Annotated in this window: 31 protein-coding genes and 1 pseudogene; 9 read left to right on the forward strand and 23 right to left on the reverse strand. The window is 64.8% G+C overall.

Features of this window, described 5'->3' with window-relative positions; genetic code table 11:
- Positions 1-1,113: 1,113 nt before the first annotated feature.
- Positions 1,114-1,410 carry a hypothetical protein gene (locus tag G6P99_RS24830; RefSeq protein WP_029080890.1) on the forward strand — a complete coding sequence of 99 codons (297 nt, stop codon included), beginning with the start codon at positions 1,114-1,116 and terminating at the stop codon, positions 1,408-1,410.
- Positions 1,411-1,435: 25 nt separating this feature from the next.
- Here the strand turns inward: G6P99_RS24830 and G6P99_RS24835 are convergent, their stop codons facing one another.
- The 3 genes and pseudogenes from G6P99_RS24835 to G6P99_RS24845 all read right to left on the reverse strand — a co-directional run bounded on the left by G6P99_RS24835 (position 1,436) and on the right by G6P99_RS24845 (position 2,509).
- Positions 1,436-1,648, reverse strand: coding sequence for a hypothetical protein (locus G6P99_RS24835; RefSeq protein WP_029080889.1), 213 nt, complete (start codon positions 1,646-1,648; stop codon positions 1,436-1,438).
- Between the two features lie 44 nt (positions 1,649-1,692).
- Positions 1,693-2,073, reverse strand: a complete 381-nt coding sequence (locus tag G6P99_RS24840; protein ID WP_165123719.1) for a cupin domain-containing protein — start codon at positions 2,071-2,073, stop codon at positions 1,693-1,695.
- A 20-nt stretch (positions 2,074-2,093) separates the two neighbouring features.
- Positions 2,094-2,509: pseudogene (locus G6P99_RS24845) on the reverse strand (SRPBCC family protein).
- Between the two features lie 263 nt (positions 2,510-2,772).
- Between G6P99_RS24845 and G6P99_RS24855 the strand changes: the two are divergent.
- Positions 2,773-3,078, forward strand: coding sequence for a hypothetical protein (locus G6P99_RS24855; protein ID WP_021079283.1), 306 nt, complete (start codon positions 2,773-2,775; stop codon positions 3,076-3,078).
- 7 nt (positions 3,079-3,085) lie between these two features.
- On the opposite strand, the gene G6P99_RS24860 is transcribed toward G6P99_RS24855, so the two are convergent.
- The 3 genes from G6P99_RS24860 to G6P99_RS24870 all read right to left on the reverse strand — a co-directional run bounded on the left by G6P99_RS24860 (position 3,086) and on the right by G6P99_RS24870 (position 5,081).
- Positions 3,086-3,721: a 2-dehydro-3-deoxy-6-phosphogalactonate aldolase gene (locus G6P99_RS24860; RefSeq protein WP_029080888.1), complete on the reverse strand. Its 636-nt coding sequence runs from the start codon at positions 3,719-3,721 to the stop codon at positions 3,086-3,088.
- 12 nt (positions 3,722-3,733) lie between these two features.
- Positions 3,734-4,660 carry a 2-dehydro-3-deoxygalactonokinase gene (locus G6P99_RS24865; RefSeq protein WP_029080887.1) on the reverse strand — a complete coding sequence of 309 codons (927 nt, stop codon included), beginning with the start codon at positions 4,658-4,660 and terminating at the stop codon, positions 3,734-3,736.
- Positions 4,661-4,865: 205 nt separating this feature from the next.
- On the reverse strand, positions 4,866-5,081 hold the full coding sequence (locus tag G6P99_RS24870) for a hypothetical protein (protein WP_084518454.1): 216 nt from the start codon (positions 5,079-5,081) through the stop codon (positions 4,866-4,868).
- A gap of 198 nt (positions 5,082-5,279) precedes the next feature.
- On the opposite strand from G6P99_RS24870, the gene G6P99_RS24875 reads away from it, so the two are divergent.
- Entirely contained in the window at positions 5,280-5,456 is a 177-nt protein-coding gene (locus G6P99_RS24875; RefSeq protein WP_165123721.1) for a hypothetical protein, read from the forward strand.
- 32 nt (positions 5,457-5,488) lie between these two features.
- Here G6P99_RS24875 and G6P99_RS24880 read toward each other — a convergent pair whose 3' ends face one another.
- Together G6P99_RS24880 and G6P99_RS24885 are read right to left on the reverse strand one after the other, a co-directional pair.
- Entirely contained in the window at positions 5,489-5,755 is a 267-nt protein-coding gene (locus G6P99_RS24880) for a hypothetical protein (RefSeq protein ID WP_198031158.1), read from the reverse strand.
- Positions 5,756-5,898: 143 nt separating this feature from the next.
- Positions 5,899-6,075, reverse strand: coding sequence for a hypothetical protein (locus G6P99_RS24885; RefSeq protein ID WP_165123723.1), 177 nt, complete (start codon positions 6,073-6,075; stop codon positions 5,899-5,901).
- A 188-nt stretch (positions 6,076-6,263) separates the two neighbouring features.
- On the opposite strand from G6P99_RS24885, the gene G6P99_RS24890 reads away from it, so the two are divergent.
- On the forward strand, positions 6,264-6,485 hold the full coding sequence (locus G6P99_RS24890) for a hypothetical protein (protein WP_029080886.1): 222 nt from the start codon (positions 6,264-6,266) through the stop codon (positions 6,483-6,485).
- Between the two features lie 205 nt (positions 6,486-6,690).
- Positions 6,691-7,047, forward strand: coding sequence for a DUF6481 family protein (locus G6P99_RS24895; protein WP_029080885.1), 357 nt, complete (start codon positions 6,691-6,693; stop codon positions 7,045-7,047).
- A 56-nt stretch (positions 7,048-7,103) separates the two neighbouring features.
- On the opposite strand, the gene G6P99_RS24900 is transcribed toward G6P99_RS24895, so the two are convergent.
- Positions 7,104-7,337 (reverse strand): pentapeptide MXKDX repeat protein, encoded by a 234-nt coding sequence (locus G6P99_RS24900; protein WP_016842498.1) that lies wholly within the window; start codon positions 7,335-7,337, stop codon positions 7,104-7,106.
- A 353-nt stretch (positions 7,338-7,690) separates the two neighbouring features.
- Between G6P99_RS24900 and dctP the strand changes: the two genes are divergently transcribed.
- The 3 genes from dctP to G6P99_RS24915 are packed head-to-tail and all read left to right on the forward strand — an operon-like array spanning position 7,691 to position 10,619.
- Positions 7,691-8,713 carry a TRAP transporter substrate-binding protein DctP gene (gene dctP / locus G6P99_RS24905; RefSeq protein ID WP_165123725.1) on the forward strand — a complete coding sequence of 341 codons (1,023 nt, stop codon included), beginning with the start codon at positions 7,691-7,693 and terminating at the stop codon, positions 8,711-8,713.
- On the forward strand, positions 8,710-9,264 hold the full coding sequence (locus G6P99_RS24910) for a TRAP transporter small permease (protein ID WP_029080883.1): 555 nt from the start codon (positions 8,710-8,712) through the stop codon (positions 9,262-9,264). Before dctP ends, G6P99_RS24910 begins: the two co-directional genes overlap by 4 nt.
- Positions 9,261-10,619 carry a TRAP transporter large permease gene (locus tag G6P99_RS24915; protein WP_029080882.1) on the forward strand — a complete coding sequence of 453 codons (1,359 nt, stop codon included), beginning with the start codon at positions 9,261-9,263 and terminating at the stop codon, positions 10,617-10,619. Before G6P99_RS24910 ends, G6P99_RS24915 begins: the two co-directional genes overlap by 4 nt.
- Positions 10,620-10,673: 54 nt before the next feature.
- Here G6P99_RS24915 and G6P99_RS24920 read toward each other — a convergent pair whose 3' ends face one another.
- Positions 10,674-10,823, reverse strand: coding sequence for a hypothetical protein (locus G6P99_RS24920; RefSeq protein ID WP_156928572.1), 150 nt, complete (start codon positions 10,821-10,823; stop codon positions 10,674-10,676).
- 88 nt (positions 10,824-10,911) lie between these two features.
- Positions 10,912-11,760: an SMP-30/gluconolactonase/LRE family protein gene (locus tag G6P99_RS24925; protein ID WP_029080881.1), complete on the reverse strand. Its 849-nt coding sequence runs from the start codon at positions 11,758-11,760 to the stop codon at positions 10,912-10,914.
- 298 nt (positions 11,761-12,058) lie between these two features.
- On the opposite strand from G6P99_RS24925, the gene G6P99_RS24930 reads away from it, so the two are divergent.
- A complete protein-coding gene (locus G6P99_RS24930; protein WP_029080880.1) occupies positions 12,059-14,260 on the forward strand; it encodes a lytic transglycosylase domain-containing protein in 2,202 nt (733 codons plus the stop codon).
- A gap of 52 nt (positions 14,261-14,312) precedes the next feature.
- On the opposite strand, the gene G6P99_RS24935 is transcribed toward G6P99_RS24930, so the two are convergent.
- The 12 genes from G6P99_RS24935 to G6P99_RS24990 all read right to left on the reverse strand — a co-directional run bounded on the left by G6P99_RS24935 (position 14,313) and on the right by G6P99_RS24990 (position 24,474).
- Entirely contained in the window at positions 14,313-14,861 is a 549-nt protein-coding gene (locus G6P99_RS24935) for a GrpB family protein (RefSeq protein ID WP_029080879.1), read from the reverse strand.
- Between the two features lie 42 nt (positions 14,862-14,903).
- Complete coding sequence (locus G6P99_RS24940; protein WP_029080878.1) at positions 14,904-15,872, reverse strand: tripartite tricarboxylate transporter substrate binding protein BugD; 969 nt, start codon at positions 15,870-15,872, stop codon at positions 14,904-14,906.
- 78 nt (positions 15,873-15,950) lie between these two features.
- Positions 15,951-17,192, reverse strand: coding sequence for a threonine synthase (locus G6P99_RS24945; protein WP_029080877.1), 1,242 nt, complete (start codon positions 17,190-17,192; stop codon positions 15,951-15,953).
- A gap of 185 nt (positions 17,193-17,377) precedes the next feature.
- Complete coding sequence (lpdA, locus tag G6P99_RS24950; RefSeq protein ID WP_029080876.1) at positions 17,378-18,799, reverse strand: dihydrolipoyl dehydrogenase; 1,422 nt, start codon at positions 18,797-18,799, stop codon at positions 17,378-17,380.
- 17 nt (positions 18,800-18,816) lie between these two features.
- The gene (locus G6P99_RS24955; protein WP_029080875.1) at positions 18,817-19,059 is read right to left on the reverse strand and encodes a hypothetical protein; all 243 of its coding nucleotides are present in this window, start codon (positions 19,057-19,059) and stop codon (positions 18,817-18,819) included.
- Entirely contained in the window at positions 19,060-19,236 is a 177-nt protein-coding gene (locus G6P99_RS24960; RefSeq protein ID WP_165123727.1) for a hypothetical protein, read from the reverse strand.
- A 12-nt stretch (positions 19,237-19,248) separates the two neighbouring features.
- Positions 19,249-20,622, reverse strand: coding sequence for a pyruvate dehydrogenase complex dihydrolipoamide acetyltransferase (locus G6P99_RS24965; RefSeq protein ID WP_029080874.1), 1,374 nt, complete (start codon positions 20,620-20,622; stop codon positions 19,249-19,251).
- A 2-nt stretch (positions 20,623-20,624) separates the two neighbouring features.
- A complete protein-coding gene (locus G6P99_RS24970; protein WP_029080873.1) occupies positions 20,625-20,930 on the reverse strand; it encodes a DUF5076 domain-containing protein in 306 nt (101 codons plus the stop codon).
- A gap of 5 nt (positions 20,931-20,935) precedes the next feature.
- Complete coding sequence (locus tag G6P99_RS24975) at positions 20,936-22,333, reverse strand: pyruvate dehydrogenase complex E1 component subunit beta (protein WP_029080872.1); 1,398 nt, start codon at positions 22,331-22,333, stop codon at positions 20,936-20,938.
- Positions 22,334-22,379: 46 nt separating this feature from the next.
- Positions 22,380-23,399 (reverse strand): pyruvate dehydrogenase (acetyl-transferring) E1 component subunit alpha, encoded by a 1,020-nt coding sequence (pdhA, locus tag G6P99_RS24980; RefSeq protein WP_029080871.1) that lies wholly within the window; start codon positions 23,397-23,399, stop codon positions 22,380-22,382.
- 159 nt (positions 23,400-23,558) lie between these two features.
- The gene (locus G6P99_RS24985) at positions 23,559-23,876 is read right to left on the reverse strand and encodes an FtsB family cell division protein (protein WP_029080870.1); all 318 of its coding nucleotides are present in this window, start codon (positions 23,874-23,876) and stop codon (positions 23,559-23,561) included.
- 46 nt (positions 23,877-23,922) lie between these two features.
- A complete protein-coding gene (locus G6P99_RS24990) occupies positions 23,923-24,474 on the reverse strand; it encodes an NADPH-dependent FMN reductase (protein WP_165123729.1) in 552 nt (183 codons plus the stop codon).
- Between the last annotated feature and the right edge of the window lie 158 nt (positions 24,475-24,632).

The following is a 24,632-nucleotide window of genomic DNA, read 5'->3' on the forward strand; positions in this document are numbered from 1 at the left end:
AATGCACAACGCCGTCCGCTTGAAATATATGCGGACGGCGTTGGCCCTAGCCCCAGGAAGGTGATGCAAAATCCTGACGGCGCCAACTATGTACAATTTGTGCCAAAGGCGCATGTCCCAAATTGGCTATCACGGGACGCCCGAATTGGAACTCGTTGCCCGGGAATGCGGCAATTGCGCCTATGTGCGGTCCCCGCGCGCGATGCCGCGGCTTCGGCGCGTCCGTTCATGTGAGAGGCTTCACAACGGTATCGCAGACCGGGTGCTACACTGCAGGAATTCTTGCAGACATTTTTTCTGACCAGTTTCATGGCGAGACTTTTGACGGTTGCGGCAATCGCGCTTGCTGTTCTGGCGATGGTGCGTGGCCAGCCGAACACATTTGTTCCACTACCGACGAAGCCGATGCCGGCCGTTCTCATTCCGTGATGTCATGGGCCATATCGAACAGGCAATGTGTCTCATGCTGCTCTGTGGGTGCCTGAGTTCTTGTCCCGGATGGGCCTTCTACGAGATCGAGCTGTGGCGATATCGGCAGCGTGACGAGCTGACCTCGTGCGTAACGCAATGAAGTTCGTCGTACCGCAGCCTGGAGAACGCAGATCGCGTTTGAGCCGCGGCAAAATTCCGCGCGCAAAAAGCACAACGCCGCCCGCTTGAAATAAATGCGGACGGCGTTGGCCCTAGCCCCAGGAAGGTGGTGCAACATCCTGACACTCCATGTCTGCATGTCGGCCGCCAACGAGCATGGCCCAAATGGGCTATTTGAAGAAACAGAAACGAAGGTAGGTTAACTGCGGGGTGCCGGTGACGGTGCCCCACGACCAAAGTGTCAACTTGGCCTCAGCGTGGCCCACGCGCTGGGGCCTTTCTTTTTTGATGGTCACGGCCCGTCCGAAACCGCATTCGGTTCTTATCATTCAGCGCACGCAATTCTTCCGTAGTTCTCCGTGCGTGAACAAAGTTCCGATCGCGCTCGAGAGGCATGCTCGGTGCGTCGCCGGTTCCAATTCTCACTGTGATCGCTCGCGCCGCTTCGCGATTTCTTAATCGGCAATTGCTTCCTCTGGGAGATTGCGAGCGCCCGCGCTGTTCATCGATATTGGAATTGTCATGGAAGATTCCGTCCAGGTCCGTTGCACACGCTGCAAGAACGTTTTTCGCGATCGCGCGAGGCGACTGCAGAACGGTTACACGCGCCAGTGCCCGAGCTGCGAGATCGTCCTGTTCTTTGATGAGGACTCGCCCGATTCAAACATCCAGCGAGCGATGCGATTGGCGCGGCGCGCACGAAAGGAACTGCGTGAAAGCGAGGGCGGGAATCCGAGAAAGGCTGCAGCCGCTCCGCGGCAATATAGCGGCCGCTCGGTATCGAACGCCCGGGGCATCGAAGAAGAGGACGGCGATTGAGCCGCCGCCACTGGTGGCAGTTCGACTAACCGCCCAGGCCGACACCGGACGAAGCATTGTCAAGCCATTGGCGGGTCGACTCATCACTCCAGCCGGGAACCGCGAAGCGCGCCCGCGGCGTCACGTCCACGGACGAGCGAGCGGTTGCGGGTTGGCGTGCGTGGGAATGGCGCTTTGTTGCGGCGGTCGCCGAAGCGAACATGATGATCAACAGGCCAAGTGCCAAAACAATGCGCATCGCATTTGCTCCTGACGATCATCACGACCACGCCGAGAGTACGATCACCTCGTCCGTTTGCTCGGCGCGGCGACCGCGCCTGGCGGGCGTTCGGCCTCCGGCACCAGCCCATCGGTGATGAAACGGTCGGAGGCGTGGATGTCGACCTGCAGGAGGCGTCCCGGCCCGGGATTTTCGAACGTGTGGGCCGCATTCGGCGGCGCCACCACAACCGATCCGGCGGAGGCCTCGACGTCCCTGCCCTCGATCGTGAACCGCGCGCGTCCCTCGAGCACGACGAAGGTTTCAGCATACGGGTGCCGATGCAACGCCGGCCCCGGTCCGGGCGGCATATCGACGACGATCACCGAACTGTCGGATCCGCTGATCCGCCCCTCGATCTCGCTGGCAGATCCGAGCTGCCAGACCTTTAGCGCGTCGATCATGCCGTTCTCCAATCGCCGGATCAGGACCGTCGCTTGGCTTCGACGTAGCGCTTGAAATTGTCGAGGATGGCCTGCCAGCCGCCGCGCTGCTGCTCGACCGAATGGGTGTCCTCGCTGTCGAAGGAGACCTGCACCTTGACGCCGCCGGCCTCGGGCGTGAACCCGATCTGGGCGGTACGATCGCCGAACGAATATTCGAGCAGCCGGGGTGCCTCGACCCTGGTGTGTAGGTGCCGGCGAAATCGAACCCCATACTGCCGTCCTTGGCTTCCATCCGCGACGAGAAGGCGCCGCCGGCGCGCAGGTCGACGGTCGCGGCGGTGGTGTGCCAATCGTCGGAGGCCGCGTTCCACTGCTTGATGTCGTCGGGCGTGGTGTAGGCACGCCAGACATCCGCGATCTCCGCGGCAACGGTTGTTTCGACGGCAATCTTCATGTGCGTTCCTTCGTCCGTGTCACGTTGAGCCGATGCGCCCCGCGCGTCCGGCGGCGGCGCTGGACCGCGGACACTCTACTAGGGCCACTCGCAGCGATCCACAAAGGCGCCCTCAGGACCAGATCGTCGCACCTGCGCGGACCGCCGTGAACATGAGGAGACCGGGCACGCCATTCAACGAACCAAATGGTGCGCGGCCGGCACAAGAATTTCGTCAGGAATGACCGTGTAAGGAAGGCGATCCAACGCCCGGAGAGGACGCCATGCGGAACCTGAACACTGTCCTGAGCAAGCTCAACGACCGCCTGCTGCGGCTCGAAGGCGAGTTGTTCGTGCTGCGATCGATCGCCCGGGCCGCCCTTACCGCCGGCGACGAGTCCGCCGTCCGCACCCGCAAACTGCTCGAAGGCGCCAGGCTTGCACTATCGGACGAGGCCGAACGTCCGCTGGACGCGGCAACCGAGAAATACGTCGCCGCAGCGATCGCCATGGTCGAGGAACTGCTCGAAAATCCCCGCGAGGCAGCGCCGCTGTTCCGCGTGATCGACGGCGGCAAGCGGGACGATTAGCACACGCCTAGCCCGCGGCTTGTACGGCCGCATGATACGCCTCGATCGTCACCTTTGCTCTGACGGCGACATCCGCGGCCGTCATGCCCGGCTTGTAAAGGCTGCTGCCGAGGCCGAAGGCGCGGACCCCCGCCTTCACATATTCAACGAAATTCTGATCCGAGACGCCGCCGACCGCCGCGATCATCAGACCCGGCGGCAGCACGGCGCGGATCGCGGCAATGCCGGAGGCGCCGAGCACGCTGGCCGGGAAGAATTTCAGGCCCGAGGCGCCCGTGCGTGCCGCGAGCAGCGCTTCGGTCGGCGAGAACACGCCGGGCATCGTGACCATCGCGTGGTCCCGGGCCCGCCGCAACACATCGACATCGACATTCGGCGACACCATGAGGCGGCCGCCGGCGTCGTGCAGGCGATCGACGTCTGCGGTGGTGAGCACCGTGCCGGCACCGATCAGGACATCGGCCGGCGCCCGCTTCACCGCGATCTCGATCGAACGGAACGGCTCGGGCGAGTTCAGCGGAATCTCGATCGCGGCCATGCCTGCCTCGAGCAGCGCGCTCACAATACCCAGGACCTCGTCCGGCTTGACGCCGCGCAGGATCGCAACCAGCGGACGCTTCATCGGCGGAAACGGAATGCTCATGGCTGATCCCCTTCACTTCTTCCAGATCGCCGCCGCTGCGCCAGCGAGCCCGCGGCGAACCGCCTCCTCCGCGTCCACGATGTTGACCGGAATCGAAAGGCGTTCGAGCGCGATTTGATAGAGCTGCTGCAGGCGGCCTGATGCAATCAGCGTGACCGGCGTTGCCGGTTCCCGTTCCGCAAGCCCCGCCGCGAGCTCAACCCCGATCAACGTGCCCGAGATCGTCTCGCGCGCCGCCTGGGCGCTGCCGCCAAACAGCAGTTGCCGGGATCGCACGCGAAACAGCAGATTGGCGGATAGCGCCGGCGCCGCGAACGCCTCCGCGACGGCCGAGCGGAACGCATCGCCGTCAACCGCCTCCGCGGCGCCCGCAACGGCGTGTGACAGGATGGTGTCGCGTGCGATCGCGCTGAACAACTCGCCGGTCATGAAGGTCCCAAAGCGTTCGACCGTCCCGCCACGCAGGCGCACCCATTTGGAATGGGTTCCCGGCATGCAAACCAAGGCCTCGCCCGGCGCGTCGAGACCGAGCGCACCGAGCAGCTGGGTCTCTTCGCCGCGCATCACGTCGGGGATTTTGGCATCGCGCTGCGCGATCCCTGGCAATATGCGGATGTCGCGCGCCTGACCGCCGACCACGACCGCATGTGTGAGGACGTCGGAGAGATGCGCCGGCGTGTCGATATAGCCGGCCTCGACCCAGCCCTGCCGCGCACCCGCCATGCCGCAGATCACGACCGGCAAATCGGCCGCCACGCCGAGCGCGTCGAGATGGGATTGCAGCACGGACGCAAAGCCGGTCTTAGAGCCGTTCTTGGCGGCTGCGGTCATGCCCTCGTCGCTGCGGCGCTCGCCGAGCGCCTGGCCCACCGCGTCGATCAGCCAGAGGCGGAAGCTGCTGGTGCCCCAATCGACCGCGACATAGCAAGGCCCGCTCATCGAGCTCTGTTCCAAGCTTTCAGGTTCCGGCGCGACAACGCCGCTGCCCGGACCCGATAACGGCGTTCATCGCGCGGCGCAAGGTGCGCTGCGCGCCAGCAAATGGCGCAGGCCGTGATCGACCGGGCCGCCGACGCCATCAACGTCGCAGCACGCGCAAGCACGCCCGTCAGCCCCGGCTCGCATCAGTGAAGACGCGGATCGACTACCGCGCGCCCTTCAGCGTACAGGAGGTCGTGCAGGTCGTTACATTGCCGCGGTCACATTTGATGCAGACGTTAACGCACTGATCCATGACCTTGGGATTGTACTGACTATAAAGATTGGCCGCACAGCTGTTGGTCGATCCCGTGACCTCCGGGTCGGACCAGCAAGCGGACAGTAAAAGTGCTGCGGCACTGAAAATGGCGACCTTGCGCATAAGGCCTCCTGCCACGCCTAAACCCCCAGTAACCTTGATGGGTTAGGTTAAATTCGGGTTTCAATTGCGACCTTATTCGGAAGCAGTATTGCTTATCCACCGGACATTTCCCCAAGGTCCGGGCCCACACCGGCAAGGCCGCCAGGCGACCCCGCCTGGCGGCTTTGTTGCCAAGCAATGCACAAGGATAGCAGCAAGATGGCCCGAAAGCCGCGCTGGTCGTTCAAGGAGGACCGACGACTGATGGAACTGGCGCGCTCCTCGAAGTCGTTGGAAGAGGTCGTGAAGGCGACCGGCCGTTCGCCGGAGCGAATCAAGAAGATGGCGATGCGCCTCGGCCTGTCGATCAAGCCGCGCAGCACCGCCAAGAAGTAACTGACCAGCCGCCGCAGGGGTGGCCCGGCCAATTACGGTTCCGGACAATCGTCCTTCGCCCGCACCGGAATCGCCTCCCGCACCGGGATCGCCTTCACCTCAGCATCCGCCTCGGTCGCACGGGTGCACGTGGTCAGCACGAAGGCCACCCGGTTGCACTGCCATTCCGGCCCAAGCCCCGCGCTGGACACCGGCTCGGGCGACGCCAGCGTCAGCAATAGATACGCGACCAAAACGCCACCCGCCGCGCCTGCGGCAGCCAGCGCCGCGCCCTTTCCGGACCACAGCTTCGACATCATGGCCTTGGTTCCCGCCGATCCCTGGGGATAGATGACACTGCCCACCTGTCCACCTGTGACTGGAATCACAATCAGGACCAAACAGTTCAGGCTGAGTCTTTACGCTGGATGTGGGGTCGATATTGCACTGCCGCAAGACAGGGTCAGCGTGCGGGCTCGATCACATTACAGTTGGTCCGGCCCGACATCAGGCAGTCCTGCAGCTTGCTTGCCGCGGTGAGCTCATGCGCGAGCCACAGACCGACTCCGAGCATGACCACTGCGACCAGCAGTCCGATCAGCGCGCCACGGCGGCTGCCACCGTCTTCGGATTCGCTCATGCTCGCTTCGGTTCCAGATTGCGCTCGTCTCGCATCATGACCGTTTGCACGGTGGCGTGCGATCAATTCTGCAACAGTCGCACAATGAAATGCGCGGTCGCAGCTCGCGGCGCTGTAATTCCGTTGCGGGCTTCCGCGACTCGCGAAAAACTGCTCGCTGAAGTGGAGCGCGTGTGCGGGGCGTGCCGGTGAGCGAACAACAAGCGACCTACGACTATCAGCGTTACAGGCAGCTGCTCTCGGAAGCTGTCGACGAGACCAGCCGGCTACGGCTGATCACCCTCCTGATCACGGAAAAGGCCCGCGACAGGCTGGAAGCCCAGCGCGCCTCGGACCGCAACGCGATGACCGCCGAGACGGTCGCCAGGGTTCTGGGCAACGGGCGGCGCGAGCAGTTCCAGCGCGGCTAGAGTTTTCGGCAGCTTCGGTGACCAACCACTCACCACGCCGGCATCGGACGCGTGCGAACACCGCGATCGGTCATTTGCTGTCCGCTCATATCTCCTTTGCTCCACAGCCCTCCGTTCACCACTGGCCTTTTCGTCGCCGTTCACTTATTGAAACGCCGAACCAACCCCATCCATCACCCGAATAGAAAGCAGCAAGGCTTCGTCTATGAGTGGCTTCAAGGAACCAGGTTTTTTCGACCGCCAGAAAGCGGCCCTACAGGCGCGGCAAGACCTCCTCAACAAGTTTCGCTCCCAGCCGGGTGCTGACGATCCGGCCGTGAAGGCGCGTGCCGAAGAGCGCGCGGCGATCGCCGACCGCCGCGCCAAGGCCAAGGAAGCCCGTGAAATCGAGAAGGCTGAGCAGAAGCGCCGCGAGGAAGAGGCCGCCGCAGCCGAGGCCGCGCGGATCGCACGGGAAAGGGAAGAGGAAACCGCAAAACTGGCCGCGCTCGAGGCCGATCAGAAGGCCAAGCGCGACGCCCGCTACGCGGCACGCAAGGAGCGCGGCAAGAAGAAGCGCTAAGGCGTAACCAGGCCCGCCACCATGGCGGGCCTGCGAATGATGAGCGGTGGCGGCGGTCAGTTCTTCTTCATGCCGTCGTCTTTCTTCATCATCGCGCCGCCGTCCTTCTTCATGGCGTCGTCCTTCTTCATCATGCCACCATCCTTCTTCATGGCATCCTTGGACATCGTGTCTTCCTTCTTCATCGCGTCGTCCTTGCCCATCTTGTCCTGAGCGAAGGCGGCCGGCGCCAGCGCCAGGCTGAACGAGAGCAGCGCGGCGGAAAGGCCGAGGCGGGTCTTGGTGGTCATGTTGATGATCCCTTGTGTGGTCGAATGTGAGCGCGACGACTTGCCGCTGTCTACTCGACGCACTTGCGCCGGCCGTTGTTACCTTCAATAACAAATTCTTGAAGCATCGCGGCGCGGACGCCCGACGGTTCGTCACGTGAGGGTTGGAGTCGCGACGCCGGCGCACAGTGTGCGCCGCAACAACGCCAGGACTTGCGATCAGGACTTGCGACCAGGACTTGCGGCCACATGTCGGCTCGCACTATCAGGGCGCCTCGAACTATCAGACTAGAGAATGTTCAGGTGAAGACCGGCTAAGCTGAAGCGCCGCGCCGGCCTAACAGCCACTCAAGAAGCTTTCAGGGGAAGAAACCATGCTCACACGTCGCCACGTCCTCGCTTCCGCCCTCGCCGCACCCGCCATCCTGCGGATGGGCATCGGGACCGCGCATGCCGCCACCACCCTGAAGATCTCGCACCAGTTCCCCGGCGGCACGATCGACAAGGGCGACTTCCGCGACCGGCTGTGCCGGATGTTCGCAGCCGAGATCGCCAAGCGTTCGGGCGGCGACCTCGCCGCCGAGATCTATCCGAACTCGTCGCTGATCAAGACCAACGCGCAGTTCTCGGCGATGCGCAAGGGCGCGCTCGACCTCAGCCTCTATCCGATGCCCTACGCCGGCGGCGAATTGCCGGAGACCAATATCGGCCTGATGCCGGGCCTGGTCACGACCTACGACCAGGGCCTGCGCTGGAAGAAGGAGCCGGTCGGCAAGGCATTGAGCGACTTCCTCGCCGACAAGGGCATTCTTTTGATCTCCTGGGTCTGGCAGGCCGGCGGCGTCGCCAGCCGCTCCAAGTCGATTGTGGCCCCCGAAGACGCCAAGAGCCTGAAGGTGCGCGGCGGCTCGCGCGAGATGGACATGGTGCTGCAGACCGCCGGCGCCGCCGTGCTGTCGGTGCCGTCCAACGAGCTCTACGCCGCGATGCAGACCGGCGCCTGCGATGCCGGCATTACCTCCTCCACCAGCCTGATCTCGTTCCGCCTCGAGGAGGTAGCGAAGTCGCTGACCTCCGGCGCCGGCGCCTCCTACTGGTTCATGCTGGAGCCGCTGATGATGTCGAAGGCGATCTTCGACAAGCTGCCGAAGAACCAGCAGGACATCATCCTCACGGTCGGCGCCGAGCTCGAGGCGTTCGGCCGCAAGGGTGCGCAGGACGACGACGTCGAGGTCACCAAGGTCTACGAGAAGGCCGGCGCCAAGGTGAGCGCGCTCGATGCCGCCATTGTCGGCAAGTGGCGCGACATCGCGCGCGATACCGCCTGGAAGGACTACGGCGCCAAGACGGCGACGGCCGCCAACCTGCTCAAGCTCGCAAGCGACGTCTCCGCATGATCCATGGTCCGGTCGCGGATCAGGACGAAAGCGCAAGCCTGGCCGCGGGCAACACGCTCGTGGCGATACTCGAGCGCGCGCTGTCCGTCTGTAACAACATCATCGTGGCGTTCGCCGCGCTCGCCTTGATCGCGGCCTGCGCGATCCTGAGCTACAGCGTACTCGGCCGCGCCGTGTTTCACATGGCAAACTACTGGCAGGACGAGGCTGCCGTGTTCCTGCTGGTCGGCGCCACCTTCATGACCTCGGCCTATGTGCAGAGCCAGCGCGGCCATGTCAGCATCGAGGCGTTCGTCGGCCTGCTCTCGCCGCGGGCCAACAGCATCCGGCTGTGGCTGGTCGACGTCGCGAGCTTCGCGTTCTGCGCCTTCTTCGCCTGGAAGTCCTGGACCCTGGCGCACGAGGCCTATGTCGACGGCCAGGTGTCCAACTCGATGTGGTCGCCGCCGCTCGCCATTCCCTATGTGCTGATGGCACTGGGCATGACGCTGCTCTGCGTCCAGATCCTCTTGCAAATCATCCTTCCGTTGACCGGTGGCGCGCGCCGATGACCGTGTTTGGTATTGGCATCTCCTACGGACTAGCCACTCTGTTTGCGATGTTCTCCGGCATGCCGATCGCGTTCGCGCTCGGCGCGGTCGCCGTCGTGTTCATGGCGATCTTCATGCCGGCGGCCTCGCTCGATACGGTGACGCAGAACGTCTACGAGGAGATGGCCTCGATCACGCTGCTGTCGATCCCGCTGTTCATCCTGAAGGGCGCGGCGATCGGCAAATCGCGCGCCGGCCAGGATCTCTATTCGGCGCTGCATGCCTGGCTGCACCGCGTGCCCGGCGGCCTCGGCGTCGCCAACGTGTTCGCCTGCGCGCTGTTCGCGGCGATGGCCGGCTCCTCGCCCGCGACCTGCTCGGCGATCGGCTCGGCCGGCATCCCAGAGATGCGCAAGCGCGGCTATTCCGGCGGCTTTGCCGCCGGAATCATTGCCGCCGGCGGCACGCTCGGCATCCTGCTGCCGCCGTCGATCACGATGATCCTGTTCGCCGTCGCCGCCGAGAAATCGCTGGGGCGGCTGTTCCTCGCCGGCATCGGCCCCGGACTGCTGCTCGTGACGCTGTTCGGCGTCTATGCCGTGTATCGCTTCCGCAAGGAATACGCGATGGCGCGCGCCGTCTATGACGCGACCGGCAAGGACGCCGCGATCCTGCAGCACGAAGAATTCACCATGGCCGAGCGCTTCAGCGCACTGCCGCGCGTGATCCCGTTCGTGCTGCTGTTGACCGGCGTCATGATCGCGCTCTATGGCGGCTACGCCACGCCGTCGGAAACCGCCGGCCTCGGCGGGCTCTTGGCGCTGGCGCTGATCGCGGTGATCTACAGCGTGTGGAAGCCGAGCGACCTGTCGCCGATCCTGAAATCGACCATCCGCGAATCCACCATGCTGATGCTGATCATCGGCATGTCGCTGCTCTATTCCTACGTGATGAGCTATCTGCACATCTCGCAGTCAGCGGCGGAGGCGATCGTCGCGATGCACCTGCCGCGCTGGGAGCTGCTGTTTGCGATCCTCGTGATGGTGATCGTGCTTGGCTTCTTCCTGCCGCCGGTCTCGATCATCCTGATGACCGCGCCGATCATCCTGCCGCCGCTTCGTGCGGCCAATTTCGACATCATCTGGTTCGGCGTCGTCATGACGATCGTGATGGAGATGGGCCTGATCCACCCGCCGGTCGGCCTCAACATCTTCGTCATCCGCAACGTCGCGCCGGACATTCCGCTAAGCGAAGTGATCTGGGGCACGCTGCCGTTCGTGCTGCTGATGATGTTCGCGGTGCTGCTGCTCTGCTTCTTCCCGGAGATCTCGACCTGGCTGCCAAATCTGGTGATGGGGCCGGACGGCGGGCGCTAGTTAGAGCGAAGCGGATGCCGGCTCGCGTGGGGCAAACGCGTCAAGACAAGCGCCTCAGGCCGCCGCCTGCTCGCTTGCCGTTTCCCTTGCCGCCAGGGCCTTCTCGATCCGGCGGACCAGCAACGCCGTCGGACGCCCCTCCCGCTGCAGCCGGCGGAGCTCGTTCCAGAGCCTGATGATGTCCCGGTCTCTCTCGGCGTCCATGCTGGCTCCTCCCGGAGCGCATCAATATGAACGAAACAAGAACATAATTCAAGGCCAAAGCGAACCGTCTTGCCGAACGGGGAGCGGCTCAGGGATAGCCGTCACCTGGCGTATCGACCTCGACCACATCGATGCGCGACACCGATTTGCCTTTGCGCAGCTCCTCGTAGGACGTCTCCGCGCTCAGGCAGAACAGCGTCCGGCGATCGGCGCCGCCGAGCGCACAGGCAAGCGCGCGGCGGCCGGCGACGCCGATACGCTCACGCTCCACACCATCGCGATCGATCCGGACAAAGGCATCTTCCGTGAACGATGCGACCCAGACCGCGCCGTCGCGATCAAGGCAGATGCCGTCGGGATCGTTGATGCGGCCGAGCCGCCCGCGCAAATGCAGGCTACCGTCCGCCACGATGTCGTAGTCGGCGAGGCAGGCGCCATCCATTTCGGCGACGACGAGCCGGCGGTGGTCGGAGGAAACCGCAATGCCGTTGGGAAAGCGCAAGCCGTCCGCGACGACGCGGGCGCTGCCATCAGGCATCACGAGGATGATCCGGCCGACAGCGCCGCGGCCCTCTGGTGGCGGCAGGTTGAAGCCGAGATCACCGACATAGGCGCGCCCCTGCCCGTCGATGATCATGTCGTCGATCGTGCCGGTCGCGACCTCGGAGAGGTCGGCATAGAGCGACAGCGCCCCATCGCTCAACCGCAGCAGCCGCTTTTTGAACATCGTCAGCACGACAATGTCGCCATCGGGCAGCACGCCGAGACCACACGGCGTGTCGTCGGCCACCGCGGCATGCTCCTGCAGCTCGCCCGACGGGCTGATGCTGAGCAGCGTCCGTGCCATGCAGTCGACGAACCAGAGCCGCCCGCGATGCCAGCGCGGGCCCTCGAAATAGCGGCCGCCGTCATGGATGGTGGTGAGGCGAGCGGTCATGACCGACCGGCCAGTAATGACTGTTCAATCAGTGACATCGGTCCCCCTCGCGACGCGCTCGGCCGCGAGGATACAACCCAGGAGGGATAGGTCAAAGCGTGTGGCGGCCGCGCCTCACTGCCCGAGAGAACCCCGGTTCCCGCGGGTTCCACACGTCACATTCCATATTTCGCCGTGTTTTCCCTGTTGAGTTGCAGCAGCGTTAACACTCGAGAATCGAGGGTAGTGGTAATTTGCGGCCGTTGTGCCGCGTACGACGCGTTCCGTTTGTGCCTGATGCTTTCAGGGGGGCCAGGGAATGAACCGTTGCCTACGTCCGCTGGCGTGCTTCGCCACCGCCGCCGCGCTTGCGCTGCTTCCGGTCCAGGCGACCGCCAAGCCGCATCACCAGCACCAGGCCAAGAGCGGCCACGCCGACAAGAAGGCGCACGGGGCCAAATCCGCACGCGAGAGCACCTCCGGCAAGCGCCGGCATGCCAGGCACGGCGTCGACAAACGCAAATCGGCCAAAGCAAAATCGAGCACCAAAACTGAGACCTCGAAGGTTTCAGAGCCCGAGAAACCCGCTGGGCCGCAATTGTCCGGCGATCTCGCCACTATCAGGGACGCGATCGTCGCTGCACGCAGGGGCAAGACCAGCGAGGCGACCGATATCCAGGCGAAGATCACCGACCCGGTCGGGCGGAAGCTCGTCGAGTGGTATCTGCTGCGCCACTCCGAGTCGAACGCGCCTTACAGCCGCTATGCGGCGTTCGTCACCACCAACCCGGACTGGCCAAGCGTCACGCTGCTGCGCCGCCGAGCCGAGGCACGGATCTGGCAGGAGCGCAGCGATCCGGCCACGGTGCACGGCTTCACCCTCGATCAGCCAATCAGTGCCAAGGGCAAGTTTGCGCTCGCCCGCACCCTGCTCGCCGAAGGCGACCGCGACGGCGCCACCAAGCTGGTGCGCGAGGCCTGGCGCACGGAGGATTTGTCCGACCGCACCGAGAGCGACGCCTATGACGCATTCAAGGACCTGTTGACGCGCGACGATCATCGCGCGCGCATGGACAAGCGGATCGGCGCCAAGGACCTCGCCGCCGCCAGGCGCGCGGCGCAGCGGCTCGGCAGCGACGAGCTGGCGATCGTGAAGGCCTGCGGCGCGGTTCGCGGACAATCCAGCAAGGCAGAGGACACACTCAACGACGTGCCGGCGGATGCCCGCAGCGACCTCGGCTACACGCTGTGCCGGATCCAGTGGCTGCTCGCGAAGAACAGGATCGACGATGCGGCGCGCGTGGCGATTGCAGCCGCCCCCGACACGATGGCGCAGCAGGACACCGACCAATGGTGGCGCGAGCGCCGCATCCTCTCCCGCAAGCTGCTCGACCAGGGCCAATACCAGACGGCCTATGACGTGATCCGCCCGGCGGCGGCGCCGGACAACCCCTATTACCGCTCCGACATGCACTTCATGCGCGGCTGGATCGCGCTGCGTTATCTCAACGACGCCAAGACCGCCGCGGCGCATTTCGCGCGGATCGACGAGGGCCAGACCAATCCGACCGTGCTGGCGCGCGCCGCCTATTGGCGCGGCCGCGCCGCCGAGGCACTCGGCAACACCGCGGCAATGCGGGCCGACTACCAGGCCGCGGCGCGTTACCCGACCGCCTATTACGGTCAGCTCGCACTGGCCAAGCTCGGCCGAGACGGCGTCGAGCTGCGCGCGCCCTCGCCTGCAGCGAGCGCCGGCAGCACCGCCGCCGACGAGCGGGTCCGCGCCGCCGACATGCTCTATGCGATCGGCGAGCCCGACATCGTGCTCTATTTCGCCGCCGACCTCGCCGAGGAAAGCACAGATGTCGGCATGCTCGAGGCGCTCGGCGAGCTCACCGGCCGCCGCAACGATGCCCGCGCCATGCTGCAGATCGGCAAGATCGCGCTCGGCCGCGGCTTTGCCTTCGACCATTACGCCTTCCCGGTCATCGGCATTCCCAAGCACACCCCGATCGCCCCCGATATCGGGCGCAGCATGACCTACTCGATCGCGCGCACCGAAAGCGCATTCGACCAGCGCGACAAGTCGCCGGCCAACGCTGTCGGCCTGATGCAGGTGACGCCGGAGGCCGGCCGCGACACCGCAAAGCGTTTCGGCGTCAGCTATGACTGGAGCAGGATGGTCTCCGATCCCGTCTACAACACCCAGATGGGTGCGGCCGAATTGAGCGCGCTGCTGTCGGAATATCGCAACTGCCACATCATGACGTTTGCCGGCTACAACGCCGGCCGCGGCCGCGTCCGCGACTGGGTCAAGGCCTATGGCGACCCGCGCGATCCCAACGTCGATCCAGTCGACTGGGTCGAGCGGATTCCGATCTCGGAGACGCGCAATTACGTGCAGCGCGTGATGGAGAATTTCGCGGTCTATCGTGTGCGCTTCGATGACGCCGGCACGGCGATGGCGAAGAACGGCGAGCACGTCGTGACGCAGGAGAGCAACGCGGCACCGGCGCAGTAAGCGCCGCCGTCACGGCAGGCCAGCGGTCGCGCGACTGTGCGCGATCGAGGGATCACCGGCCTCGCTCGGCGCCCCAGGCCAGCGCCCGGGCGGTGGTCGCTTCAACGAACGCGCTCTTGCCGTTGCGATACGCGGCGATGTCGTCCCTGGACGTGCAGGCGAGTTCGCGCTTGACGTCCGCGTAGGCGCGCGCGGCCTCGGGATGGGCGCGGAGATAATCGCGAAACAAAATCAGTTGCTGCCAACGGGGGTGGGACAGCGGCATCACGTGGACATGGTGGGTCCAGGGCCCGGGCGGTCCCTTGCGGAAGAACAGCTCGCCCGGCAGCCATGACTCGTACTGCGGCATATAGATGTAACCGAGCGTGGCCATCGGCTCGACATAGCGATGTTGCACGTCGTCAAAATTTGGCACACCAACCAGCAGGTCGATGATCGGTTTGGACGGCAACCCCGGCACCGCCGTGCTGCCGATATGCTCGACCGCGAGCGCAAGACCTCCGAGCGCAGCCTCGATCCTCGCGCGCTCCTGATCGAACAACGCCGGCCAGTTAGGATCATAGGCGGAGACAACGATCGCCCCTGCGCCGTATTTCTCCATGAGCTGTCCTTATCGTATGCGTGCCTGAATCGCCGACGGTGCTCAATCCACCTTCACATTGGCGGCCTTGATCATCGGCCACCATTTTGCGATTTCGGCCTTCTGCCAGGTGCCGAGCGCCTCCGGTGTGAGCTGATCCTTCGGCGGCATCTGCAGGCCGAGATTCTCGAGCTGCTTCTGCACGGCGGGGTCGGCCAATGCCTCGACCGCGGCGGCGTTGAGCTTGGCCACGATCTCCTTCGGCGTGCCCTTCGGCACCCAGAGGCCGGACCACAGCGTCATGTGGAAGCCCGGCAGGCCAGCCTCATCGACGGTCGGCACGTCGGGCGCATTGGCGACCCGCTTGGAATCGGTGACCGCATAGGCGCGGATATTGCCGGCGCGGACCTGGTTGATCGAGTTCGATGTCTGGTCGACGATGATGTCGATCTGGCCGGCGACGAGGTCGTTCAGCGCCGGCCCGGTGCCGCGATACGGCACGTATTGCAGCTTGATGCCGGAGACGTTCTCGAAATAGAGCCCGGCGATATGGCTGCCGCTGCCGGCGCCGGCGGTGCCCGCGGTCGGCGGCGCCGGCCGCGACTTCAGCCACTCCAGCAATTCCTTCAGCGACTTCGCCGGCACGGCGTTCTTGCTGACGATGATCATCGGATTGCTCGGCAGCAGCACCACGGGCTCGAGGTCAGCGACGAGGTCGTAGCCGAGCTTGTAGATCGCGCCGTTCGCGACATGAGTGCCGAGATGGCCGAACGAGACGGTGTAGCCGTCGGGCGCCGCGCGCACCGCGCGGCCGACGCCGATCGAGCCGCCCGCTCCGGTCACGTTCTCGATCAGCAGCACCTCGCCGAGCGACTGCTTCATGCGCTCGCCGAGGATGCGCGCCATCGCATCCGACGGACCGCCGGCGGCGAACGGCACCACGATGGTGATCGGATGCGCCGGATAGGTTTCCGCGAAACTGGCCCCCGTGAACGCCAACATCGCCAACACGGCCAGAACCAGCTTCCGCATCATGCTCTCCCTCAATCTTCTTTGTTCTATCATTTTTGAAGGGCCACCTTTCGACAAGATGGCCCTTCGGATGAGGCGTCAGAACTGCGCGAAGTCGATCGGCTTGTGCCGGTCCAGCGTGCGGGTGACCGGCGGTAGCGGGTATTTCAGGCCGCTGGCGCAATTGAACAGCATCACGCGGTCGCTCTTCGAGACACGGCCGTCGGCGAGGCTCTGCGTGTAGGCGGCATAGGTCGCGGCGCCCTCGGGGCACAGCAACAGCCCCTCCTCGCGCGCGACCTCGTTCAGCGCAGCGGTGATCTTGTCGTCATCGACGGCGATCGCAAATCCCTTGCTGTCACGCACCGCGCGCAAAATGAGGAAGTCGCCGATCGCCTGCGGCACGCGGATGCCGGAAGCGATGGTATGAGCGTCCTCCCAGCGCGCCGCATGCTCGGTGCCCGCCTCATAGGCCCGCACCATCGGCGCGCAGCCGGAGGCCTGCACCGCGACCATGCGCGGGCGCTTTGATCCGATGAAGCCGATCTTCTCGAGCTCGTCGAACGCCTTCCACATCCCGATCAGGCCGGTGCCGCCGCCGGTCGGATAGAAGATCACGTCGGGCACGTCCCAGCCGAGCTGCTCGGCGAGCTCGAGGCCCATCGTCTTCTTGCCCTCGATCCGGTACGGCTCCTTCAAGGTCGAGGTATCGAACCAGCCGACCTTGGCTTTCCCCTCGCCGACGATCTTGCCGCAATCGTCGATATAACCGTTGACGCGATAGACCGTCGCACCCTGCAGCTCGATCTCGCTGACATTGACCTCCGGCGTATCCGCCGGGCAGAAGATCGTGGTCTTGATGCCGCAGGAGGTGGCGTAGGCGGCCAGCGCCGCGCCGGCATTGCCGTTGGTCGGCATGGCCATGTGCTTGATACCGAGCGCCTTGCCCATCGACACCGCCATCACGAGGCCGCGCGCCTTGAACGAGCCGGTCGGCAGCCGCCCCTCATCCTTGACGATGATCTCGCCGCCGCCAAGCTTGGCAGAAAGCCTCGGCAACCGGATCAGCGGCGTCGTGACTTCGCCGAGGCTGACGATGTCCTTGCATTGGCGCACCGGCAGCAGCTCGCGATAGCGCCACAAATCGGCCGGACGCCCGGCCAGCGCGTCTTTCGTCAGCGCCTTCTTCACGCCGGCCAGATCGTAGCGCACCAGCAGCGGCTTGCCGGCCTTGGACAGGTTGTGCACCTGGTCGGCCGGATAGTGATCGCCCTCCATCGCGCATTCGAGGTGGGTGACGAAGGTCGGACGTTCGATGGTGAGGTTGTCGTTGTCTTTCACTGGATCTCCTCTTTCTTGTTCTTTGTGAATTCTTCACTGCCGGACCCGTCACCCTGAGGAGGCCGCGAAGCGGCCGTCTCGAAGGGCGACAGGCCCCGCCGCTCGATCCGGGCCGTGCATCCTTCGAGGCTCGCTGCGCTCGCACCTCAGGATGACGGGAGTTCCATCTGCGACGCGTCCGCTTGTTAGATATTCAGCACGCGCCCGTAGGCGTCGAGCACCGCTTCCTTCATCATTTCCGACAGGGTCGGATGCGGGAACACAGTGTGCATCAATTCCTCTTCCGTGGTCTCCAGATTCATCGCCACGACATAGCCCTGGATCAGCTCGGTGACTTCGGCGCCGATCATGTGCGCGCCGAGCAGCTGGCCGGTCTTCTTGTCGAACACCACCTTGACGAGGCCCTGGTCCTCGCCGAGCGCGATCGCCTTGCCATTGCCGACGAACGGGAAGCGGCCGACGCGGATCTCGCGGCCGCCTTCCTTGGCCTTGGCTTCGGTCAGGCCGACCGAAGCGACCTGCGGGTTGCAGTAGGTGCAGCCCGGAATCATCAGCTTGTCCATCGGGTGCGGATGCAGGCCCTTGATCGCCTCGATGCAGATCACGCCCTCATGCTCGGCCTTGTGCGCGAGCATCGGCGGTCCCGCGACGTCGCCGATCGCGTAGATGCCGGGGATGTTGGTCTTGCCGAGACCGTCGATCACGATACAGCCGCGGTCGGTTTTGACGCCGAGCTTCTCCAGCCCGAGATTCTCGATATTGCCGACCACGCCGACCGCCGAGATCACGCGCTCGAATTCCTTGGCCTGCGGCGGGCCCTTGCCGTCGTCGATGGTCGCGACCACGCTGTCGGCCTTCTTCTCGAGTTTTGTCACCTTGGTCGAAGACATGATCTTGATGCCCATCTTCTCGAAGCGCTTGCGCGCGAGGCCCGCGATCTCGGCATCCTCGACGGGGAGGATCTGCGGCAGCACCTCGACCACGGTGACGTCGGCGCCCATGGTGTGGAAGAACGAGGCGAATTCGATGCCGATCGCGCCCGAGCCGACCACCAAAAGCGACTTCGGCATCCGCTCCGGCACCATTGCCTCGAAATAGGTCCAGATCAGCTTCTTGTCGGGCTCGAGCCCCGGCAGCACACGCGGCCGCGCGCCGGTCGCGATGATGATGTGCTTGGCCTGATAGCTGCCCTCGCCGCTCGTGCCCTTCGGCGCCTCGACCGCCGACTTCTTCACCGTGATCTTGCCGGGCGCATCGATCGTCGCATCGCCCCAGATTACCGTGACCTTGTTCTTCTTCATCAGGAAGCCGACGCCGTCGTTGAGGCGCTTCGAGACGCCGCGGGAGCGCTGCACCACCGCCTTCGGATCGAACGAGACATTGTCTGCCGACAGCCCGTAATCCTTGGCGTGCTGCATGTAGTGGTAGATCTCGGCCGAGCGCAGCAGCGCCTTGGTCGGGATGCAGCCCCAGTTCAGGCAGATGCCGCCGAGATAGGATTTCTCCACGATCGCGGTCTTGAAGCCGAGTTGCGCGGCGCGGATCGCGGTCACGTAGCCGCCGGGGCCGGAGCCGATGATGATGACGTCGAAAGATGTGTCGGCCATGGCGGCTCCCGTTCAACTCAACCTGTGGCGCCGCGGGCGCGGCTTCTTGCGATCAATGTCCTGACCAGCCATTCGAGCCCGACCACCACGGCCATGATGACCAGGGCCGTCAGCACGATGGGCTGGGCGATGTTCCGCGCCAGCTGTTCGCCGGCGAAGAACGCAGAGTGCAGCAAATCCAGCCCGACCGGATTGAGCACCAGCGCGGCGGACAACAGCAGCGAGATCCAGGGCCAGCGCGTGCGAACCGTGCCGGCCATTCATCTGTACTCCTGCCATACCGCGCCGAGCACAACGGACCACACCAGCGCCAGCACGCCGATGCCGATCATCATGATCCGAAACTGGATCGTCGATATCAGGTCGCGGTTGACCGCGACGAGCAACGCGACGGCGATGGCGGCGAGCAGGACGTACGGACCTGACATCACGTACATGGCTGATGCCCGTTACACCATCATCATCACGGGATTCTCGATCAGCTGCTTGAAGGCGCCGATCAGCTCGGCGCCGAGCGCGCCGTCGATGGCGCGGTGATCGCACGACAGGGTCACGCTCATCATGTGCGCGATCTCGATCTTGCCACCGCGCACCACCGGACGCTCCTCTGAGGTGCCGACCGCGAGGATCGAGGCGTGCGGCGGGTTGATCACCGCGGTGAAGTGGTTGATGCCGTACATGCCGAGGTTGGACACCGCGGTGGTGCCACCCTGATATTCTTCCGGCTTCAGCTTGCGGGCGCGGGCGCGCGCGGCAAAATCCTTCATCTCGTTGGAGATGGTCGAGAGCGTCTTGGTCTCGGCCTTGCGGATGATCGGCGTGATCAGGCCGCCCGGCATCGCCACCGCAACGCCGACGTCGGAATACTTGTGCTTGACCATGCCTCCTTCGGTCCAGCTGACGTTGCAGTTCGGAATCTTCTGCAGCGCGACCGCCATCGCCTTGATGACGAAGTCGTTGACCGAGATCTTGTAGAGCGGCTTCTTCTCCTTGTCCTTCGGTGCTGACGCGTTGATCTCCTCGCGCGCGGCGAGCAGCTTGCCGATGTCGCAGTCGATGGTGAGGTAGAAGTGCGGGACGTTCTGCACCGAGGCGGTCAGACGCTGCGCAATGGTGCGGCGCATGCCGTCATGCGGCACGATTTCGTAGGAGCCCGGCTCGAACAGCGCGAGGATCTGCTTGTCGGACATCGACGGTGCGATGCTCGGCCCTGCGGCGGCGGGCGCGGCCGCCGGCGCCTTCAGGCCCTTGCCGGACTTGGCCTCGTCGACGTCGCGCGCGATGACGCGGCCGTGCGGGCCGGTGCCGGTGATGCGCCCGAGATCGATGCCGGCTTCTTTTGCCAACCGGCGCGCCAGGGGCGACGAGAAGATGCGGGCGTGACCGTTGGCCTGCGCGGCCGGTGCGGCGGGCTGAGGCGCCGCTGCCGGCTGCGGTGCGGACGCAGCCGCCGGTGCGGGAGCCGCGGCAGGCGCGGCAGTTGCCGCAGGCGCGGGCTGGGCGGCGGGCTTCGGCGCCTCGGCAGGCTTGGCCGCCGGGGCCGCGCCACCGCCGGCGCTGGCGGCCGCCTTCACGTCCTCGCCGTCGCCGGCCATCACCGCGATGACGTCGTTGACCGGCACGTCCTGCGTGCCCTCGGGCACCAGGATCCTGGCGATCGTGCCTTCATCGACCGCCTCGACTTCCATCGTCGCCTTGTCGGTCTCGATCTCCGCGATCACGTCGCCGGACTTGACCTTGTCGCCCTCTTTCTTGAGCCACTTGGCGAGATTGCCCTTTTCCATCGTCGGCGACAGCGCGGGCATGAGAATATTGATCGGCATTGTCAGTGACCTTGTTGCGACCGCGGTTTGGTTTGGCCCATGTCGGTCGGCCGGGCGATTTCGGCTTCGAACATCTCGACGATGCGCGCGAGCGCCTCGTCCTCGGTGTATTCGCTCTCGCGCGCATAGGCGCGTGCGGCGTGGCGGGCGATGTCGACGAGCATCAGCCCCCACATGTCCGGCTCCTCGAAGGCGCGCTGGAACGCGATCGACAGGCCGCCGTCGACGACAAAGGCGCGCAGCACCTCGATGGCGTCCTCGCGGCCCATCACGTCAGGCGGCAGCGGCTGCTCCTTGGGACCGGCCATCGGCGTTACCGGTAGGACACGGCCTTGGCGGCCGCGACCACCTCGGCGACGGACGGCAGAGCGAGCTTTTCCAGGTTGTGGGCATAGGGCATCGGCACGTCCTTGCCGGAGACCCGCGCCACCGGCGCGTCGAGATAGTCGAACGCGTGCTCCATGATGCGCGCCGCGACCTCGGAGCCGACGCCGCTCTGCTGCCAGCCCTCCTCCACCGTGACCGCGCGACCGGTCTTCTTCACCGAATTGATGATCGTGTCGGTGTCCATCGGACGGATAGTGCGGAGATCGACGACCTCGGCCTCGATGCCTTCCTTGGCGAGTTCATCGGCGGCCTTCAGCGCATAGGACATGCCCATCGCCCAGGAGACGATGGTGACGTCCTTGCCGGCGCGCGCAATCCGCGCCTTGCCGATCGGCAGCACGAAATCGTCGAGCTTCGGCACCTCGCCGGTGTGGCCGTACAGCATCTCGTTCTCGAGGAAGATCACCGGATTGGGATCGCGGATCGCGGCCTTGAGCAGGCCCTTGTAGTCGGCTGCCGAATACGGCGCGATCACCTTCAGACCCGGGATCTGCGAGTACCAGGCGGCGTAGTCCTGGCTGTGCTGGGCGGCGACGCGCGCGGCGGCGCCGTTCGGACCGCGGAACACGATCGAGCAGCCCATCTGGCCGCCGGACATATAGAGCGTCTTGGCGGCGGAGTTGATGATCTGGTCGATCGCCTGCATCGCGAAATTCCAGGTCATGAATTCGACGATCGGCTTCAGGCCCGCCATCGCCGCGCCGACGCCGATGCCGGCAAAGCCGTGCTCGGTGATCGGGGTGTCGATCACGCGCCGGGCGCCGAACTCCTGCAGCAGGCCCTGCGTCACCTTGTAGGCGCCCTGATACTCCGCGACCTCCTCGCCCATGATGAAGACGTCGCCGTCGCGCCGCATCTCCTCGGCCATCGCATCGCGCAGCGCCTCGCGGATGGTCTGCGTGACCATCTCGGTGCCTGCGGGAATTTCCGGATCGGGCAGCGCCTCGCTGACCGGCGCGGCCGGCGCCTTCGCCGCGGGCTGCGGCGCTTCCGCCCTGGCTTCGGCAGCAGGCGTCGCCTCCGCGGCCTTCGGCTGCGGCGCGGGAGCTGCGGGCACCTTGGCGAGGTCGGCGGCGCTTTCGCCGTCGGCCAGGATGGTGGCGATCGGCGTGTTCACCGCGACGTCGGCGGTGCCTTCCGGAATCAGGATTTTGCCGAGCGTGCCCTCGTCGGTTGCCTCGACCTCCATCGTCGCCTTGTCGGTCTCGATCTCGGCGATGACGTCACCGGACTTGATGGTCTCGCCTTCCTTTTTCAGCCATTTGGCGAGGTTGCCCTTCTCCATGGTGGGCGACAGCGCAGGCATCAGCACTTGAATGGGCATATCGGCTCCCGAAATCGGTCTTGAAATTTAGTCTGCGCGGATGAGGTCAGCGGTAGATGTCGGTGTAGAGCTCGGACGGATCGGGCTCCGGATCGTGCTGCGCGAAGTCGGCGGCTTCGTTGACGATCTCGCGCACCTCGGCGTCGATCGCCTTCAAGTCCTGCTCGCTGACGCCGGCGGCCAGCAAGCGAGTGCGCACCTGCTCGATCGGGTCCTGATCGTGACGGACCTTCTCGACCTCCTCACGGGTGCGGTACTTCGCCGGATCGGACATCGAGTGGCCGCGGTAGCGGTAGGTCTGCATCTCCAAAATCATCGGACCATTGCCGCCGCGACACCAGGCCGTGGCCTCATCGGCGGCGGCCTTCACCGCGCGCACGTCCATGCCGTCGACCTGCTTGCCGGGAATGTTGAAGGAAGCGCCGCGCTTGGAGAAGTCCTGCTGCGCCGATGCGCGCGACACCGCGGTGCCCATCGCATAGCGATTGTTCTCGATGACATAGATCACCGGCAGCTTCCACAGCTCCGCCATGTTGAAGCTTTCATAGACCTGGCCCTGGTTGGCCGCGCCGTCGCCGAAATAGGTCACGCTGACGGCATCGTTGCCGCGATAGCGGTTCGCGAACGCCAAGCCGGTGCCGAGCGACACCTGCGCGCCGACGATGCCGTGACCGCCGTAGAAATTCTTCTCCTTGCTGAACATGTGCATGGAGCCGCCCTTGCCGCGGGAATAGCCGCCGCGGCGTCCGGTCAATTCAGCCATCACGCCCCTGGCTTCCATGTCGCAAGCCAGCATGTGGCCATGGTCCCGGTAGCCGGTGATGACCTCGTCGCCCGGCTTCAGCGCCATCTGCATGCCGACCACAACGGCTTCCTGACCGATATAGAGATGGCAGAAGCCGCCGATCGCACCCATGCCGTAAAGCTGACCGGCCTTCTCCTCGAAGCGCCGGATCAGGAGCATGTCCCGCAGCGCCTTGAGCTCCTGCTCCCTGGTGAATTCGGGCGGCGAGCCAGCCTTCTCCTGCCCTGATTCTTTTGCGACGCTTTTCTTGGGTGCGGCCATGGCAATTCCGGGTGAGAGAAGTCGAAGAACCCTCTCTAACCCAACTCAAATCGCCTTGGAAGGATTGCGTTCGCCGGATGGAATTTTGCTATGCCGCACTGCAACGCAGCGCGACATTTTTGTGATAGCGCGCGGGTGTTTTTGAAATTTGAGAACGCGTCAGTTCGACTTGTTGATCCGAACCAGATCACGCGGATTTGCGTAGTCGAGCTGGAAGCGCGCACGCTCGTCCAGCATATCGGGATCGACCCGGTCCGAGCGCAACAGCGACACCCGCTGCTCGCCCTCGGCCCGCTCCTTCTTCAGTCGCGCCAGCTCCGAGGTCAGCGCGATGATTTCCTGGTCGAGCTCCTGCCGCGCGTTCAGGCCGTATTTGCCGGTGTAGGCGTTGACGCCGAAATAGCCGACCATCAGCGCTGCCAGCGTGTAGAGGGCAAGGCCGGACAGAATCGATTTGAGGCGCGTGCGGGAAACCATGGCCGCGACGATGCGGCCATGGCGGTTAATGGAATGCTAAATTTGATTAGCCGTTCTGCTTCTCGACGAAGGCTGCGAAGGCGACGAGGTACTGCTGCAACACCGTCTTGAGCGCGTCCTTGGTCAGCTCGCCCTGGTCGTCGAAGGCATCGCCGACGCCGTTGAGGTAGGTTTCCGGCTGGCCGAGGATCGGGCCGGAAATGCCCGGCAGGATGTTCTGCAGGTGCTTCGCCGCGCTGACGCCGCCGAGCGGGCCCGGCGAGTTGGAGATGATGCCGGTCGGCTTGCCCTGGAATGAGCTCTTGCCATAGGGCCGCGATGCGACGTCGATGGCGTTCTTCAGCACGCCCGGGACCGAGCGGTTGTATTCAGGGGTCACGAACAGCACGCCGTTCGACTTCTGCAGCTTTTCGCGGAAGGCCAGCCAGTCCGCCGGCGGCGCCGCCTCGAGGTCCTGGTTGAAGAAGGAAATGCCCTCGAGGGTCGTCACGTCGAGCTTCAGCGAGGCCGGCGCGAGCTTGGCCAGCGCATTGGCGATCTTGAGCGAGAAGCTCTGCTTGCGGATGCTGCCGACGATGGTGACGATGTTATAGGCCATAGCTAATCCCCTGGGGTGCACGTGAAACCGGATTGGTGGTCCTCACCTACCGGTGCGGCGAGAAAGATGCAAGTGCATGAAACGCCCAATTCTGGAAACGCAGCGTTTGCAAAACTGACCTGAACACCGGGACCTCGCCCATCCAGGCGGCCCTGAAA

It is taken from the genome of Bradyrhizobium sp. 6(2017) (assembly GCF_011058295.2).
Taxonomy (GTDB): domain Bacteria; phylum Pseudomonadota; class Alphaproteobacteria; order Rhizobiales; family Xanthobacteraceae; genus Bradyrhizobium; species Bradyrhizobium septentrionale.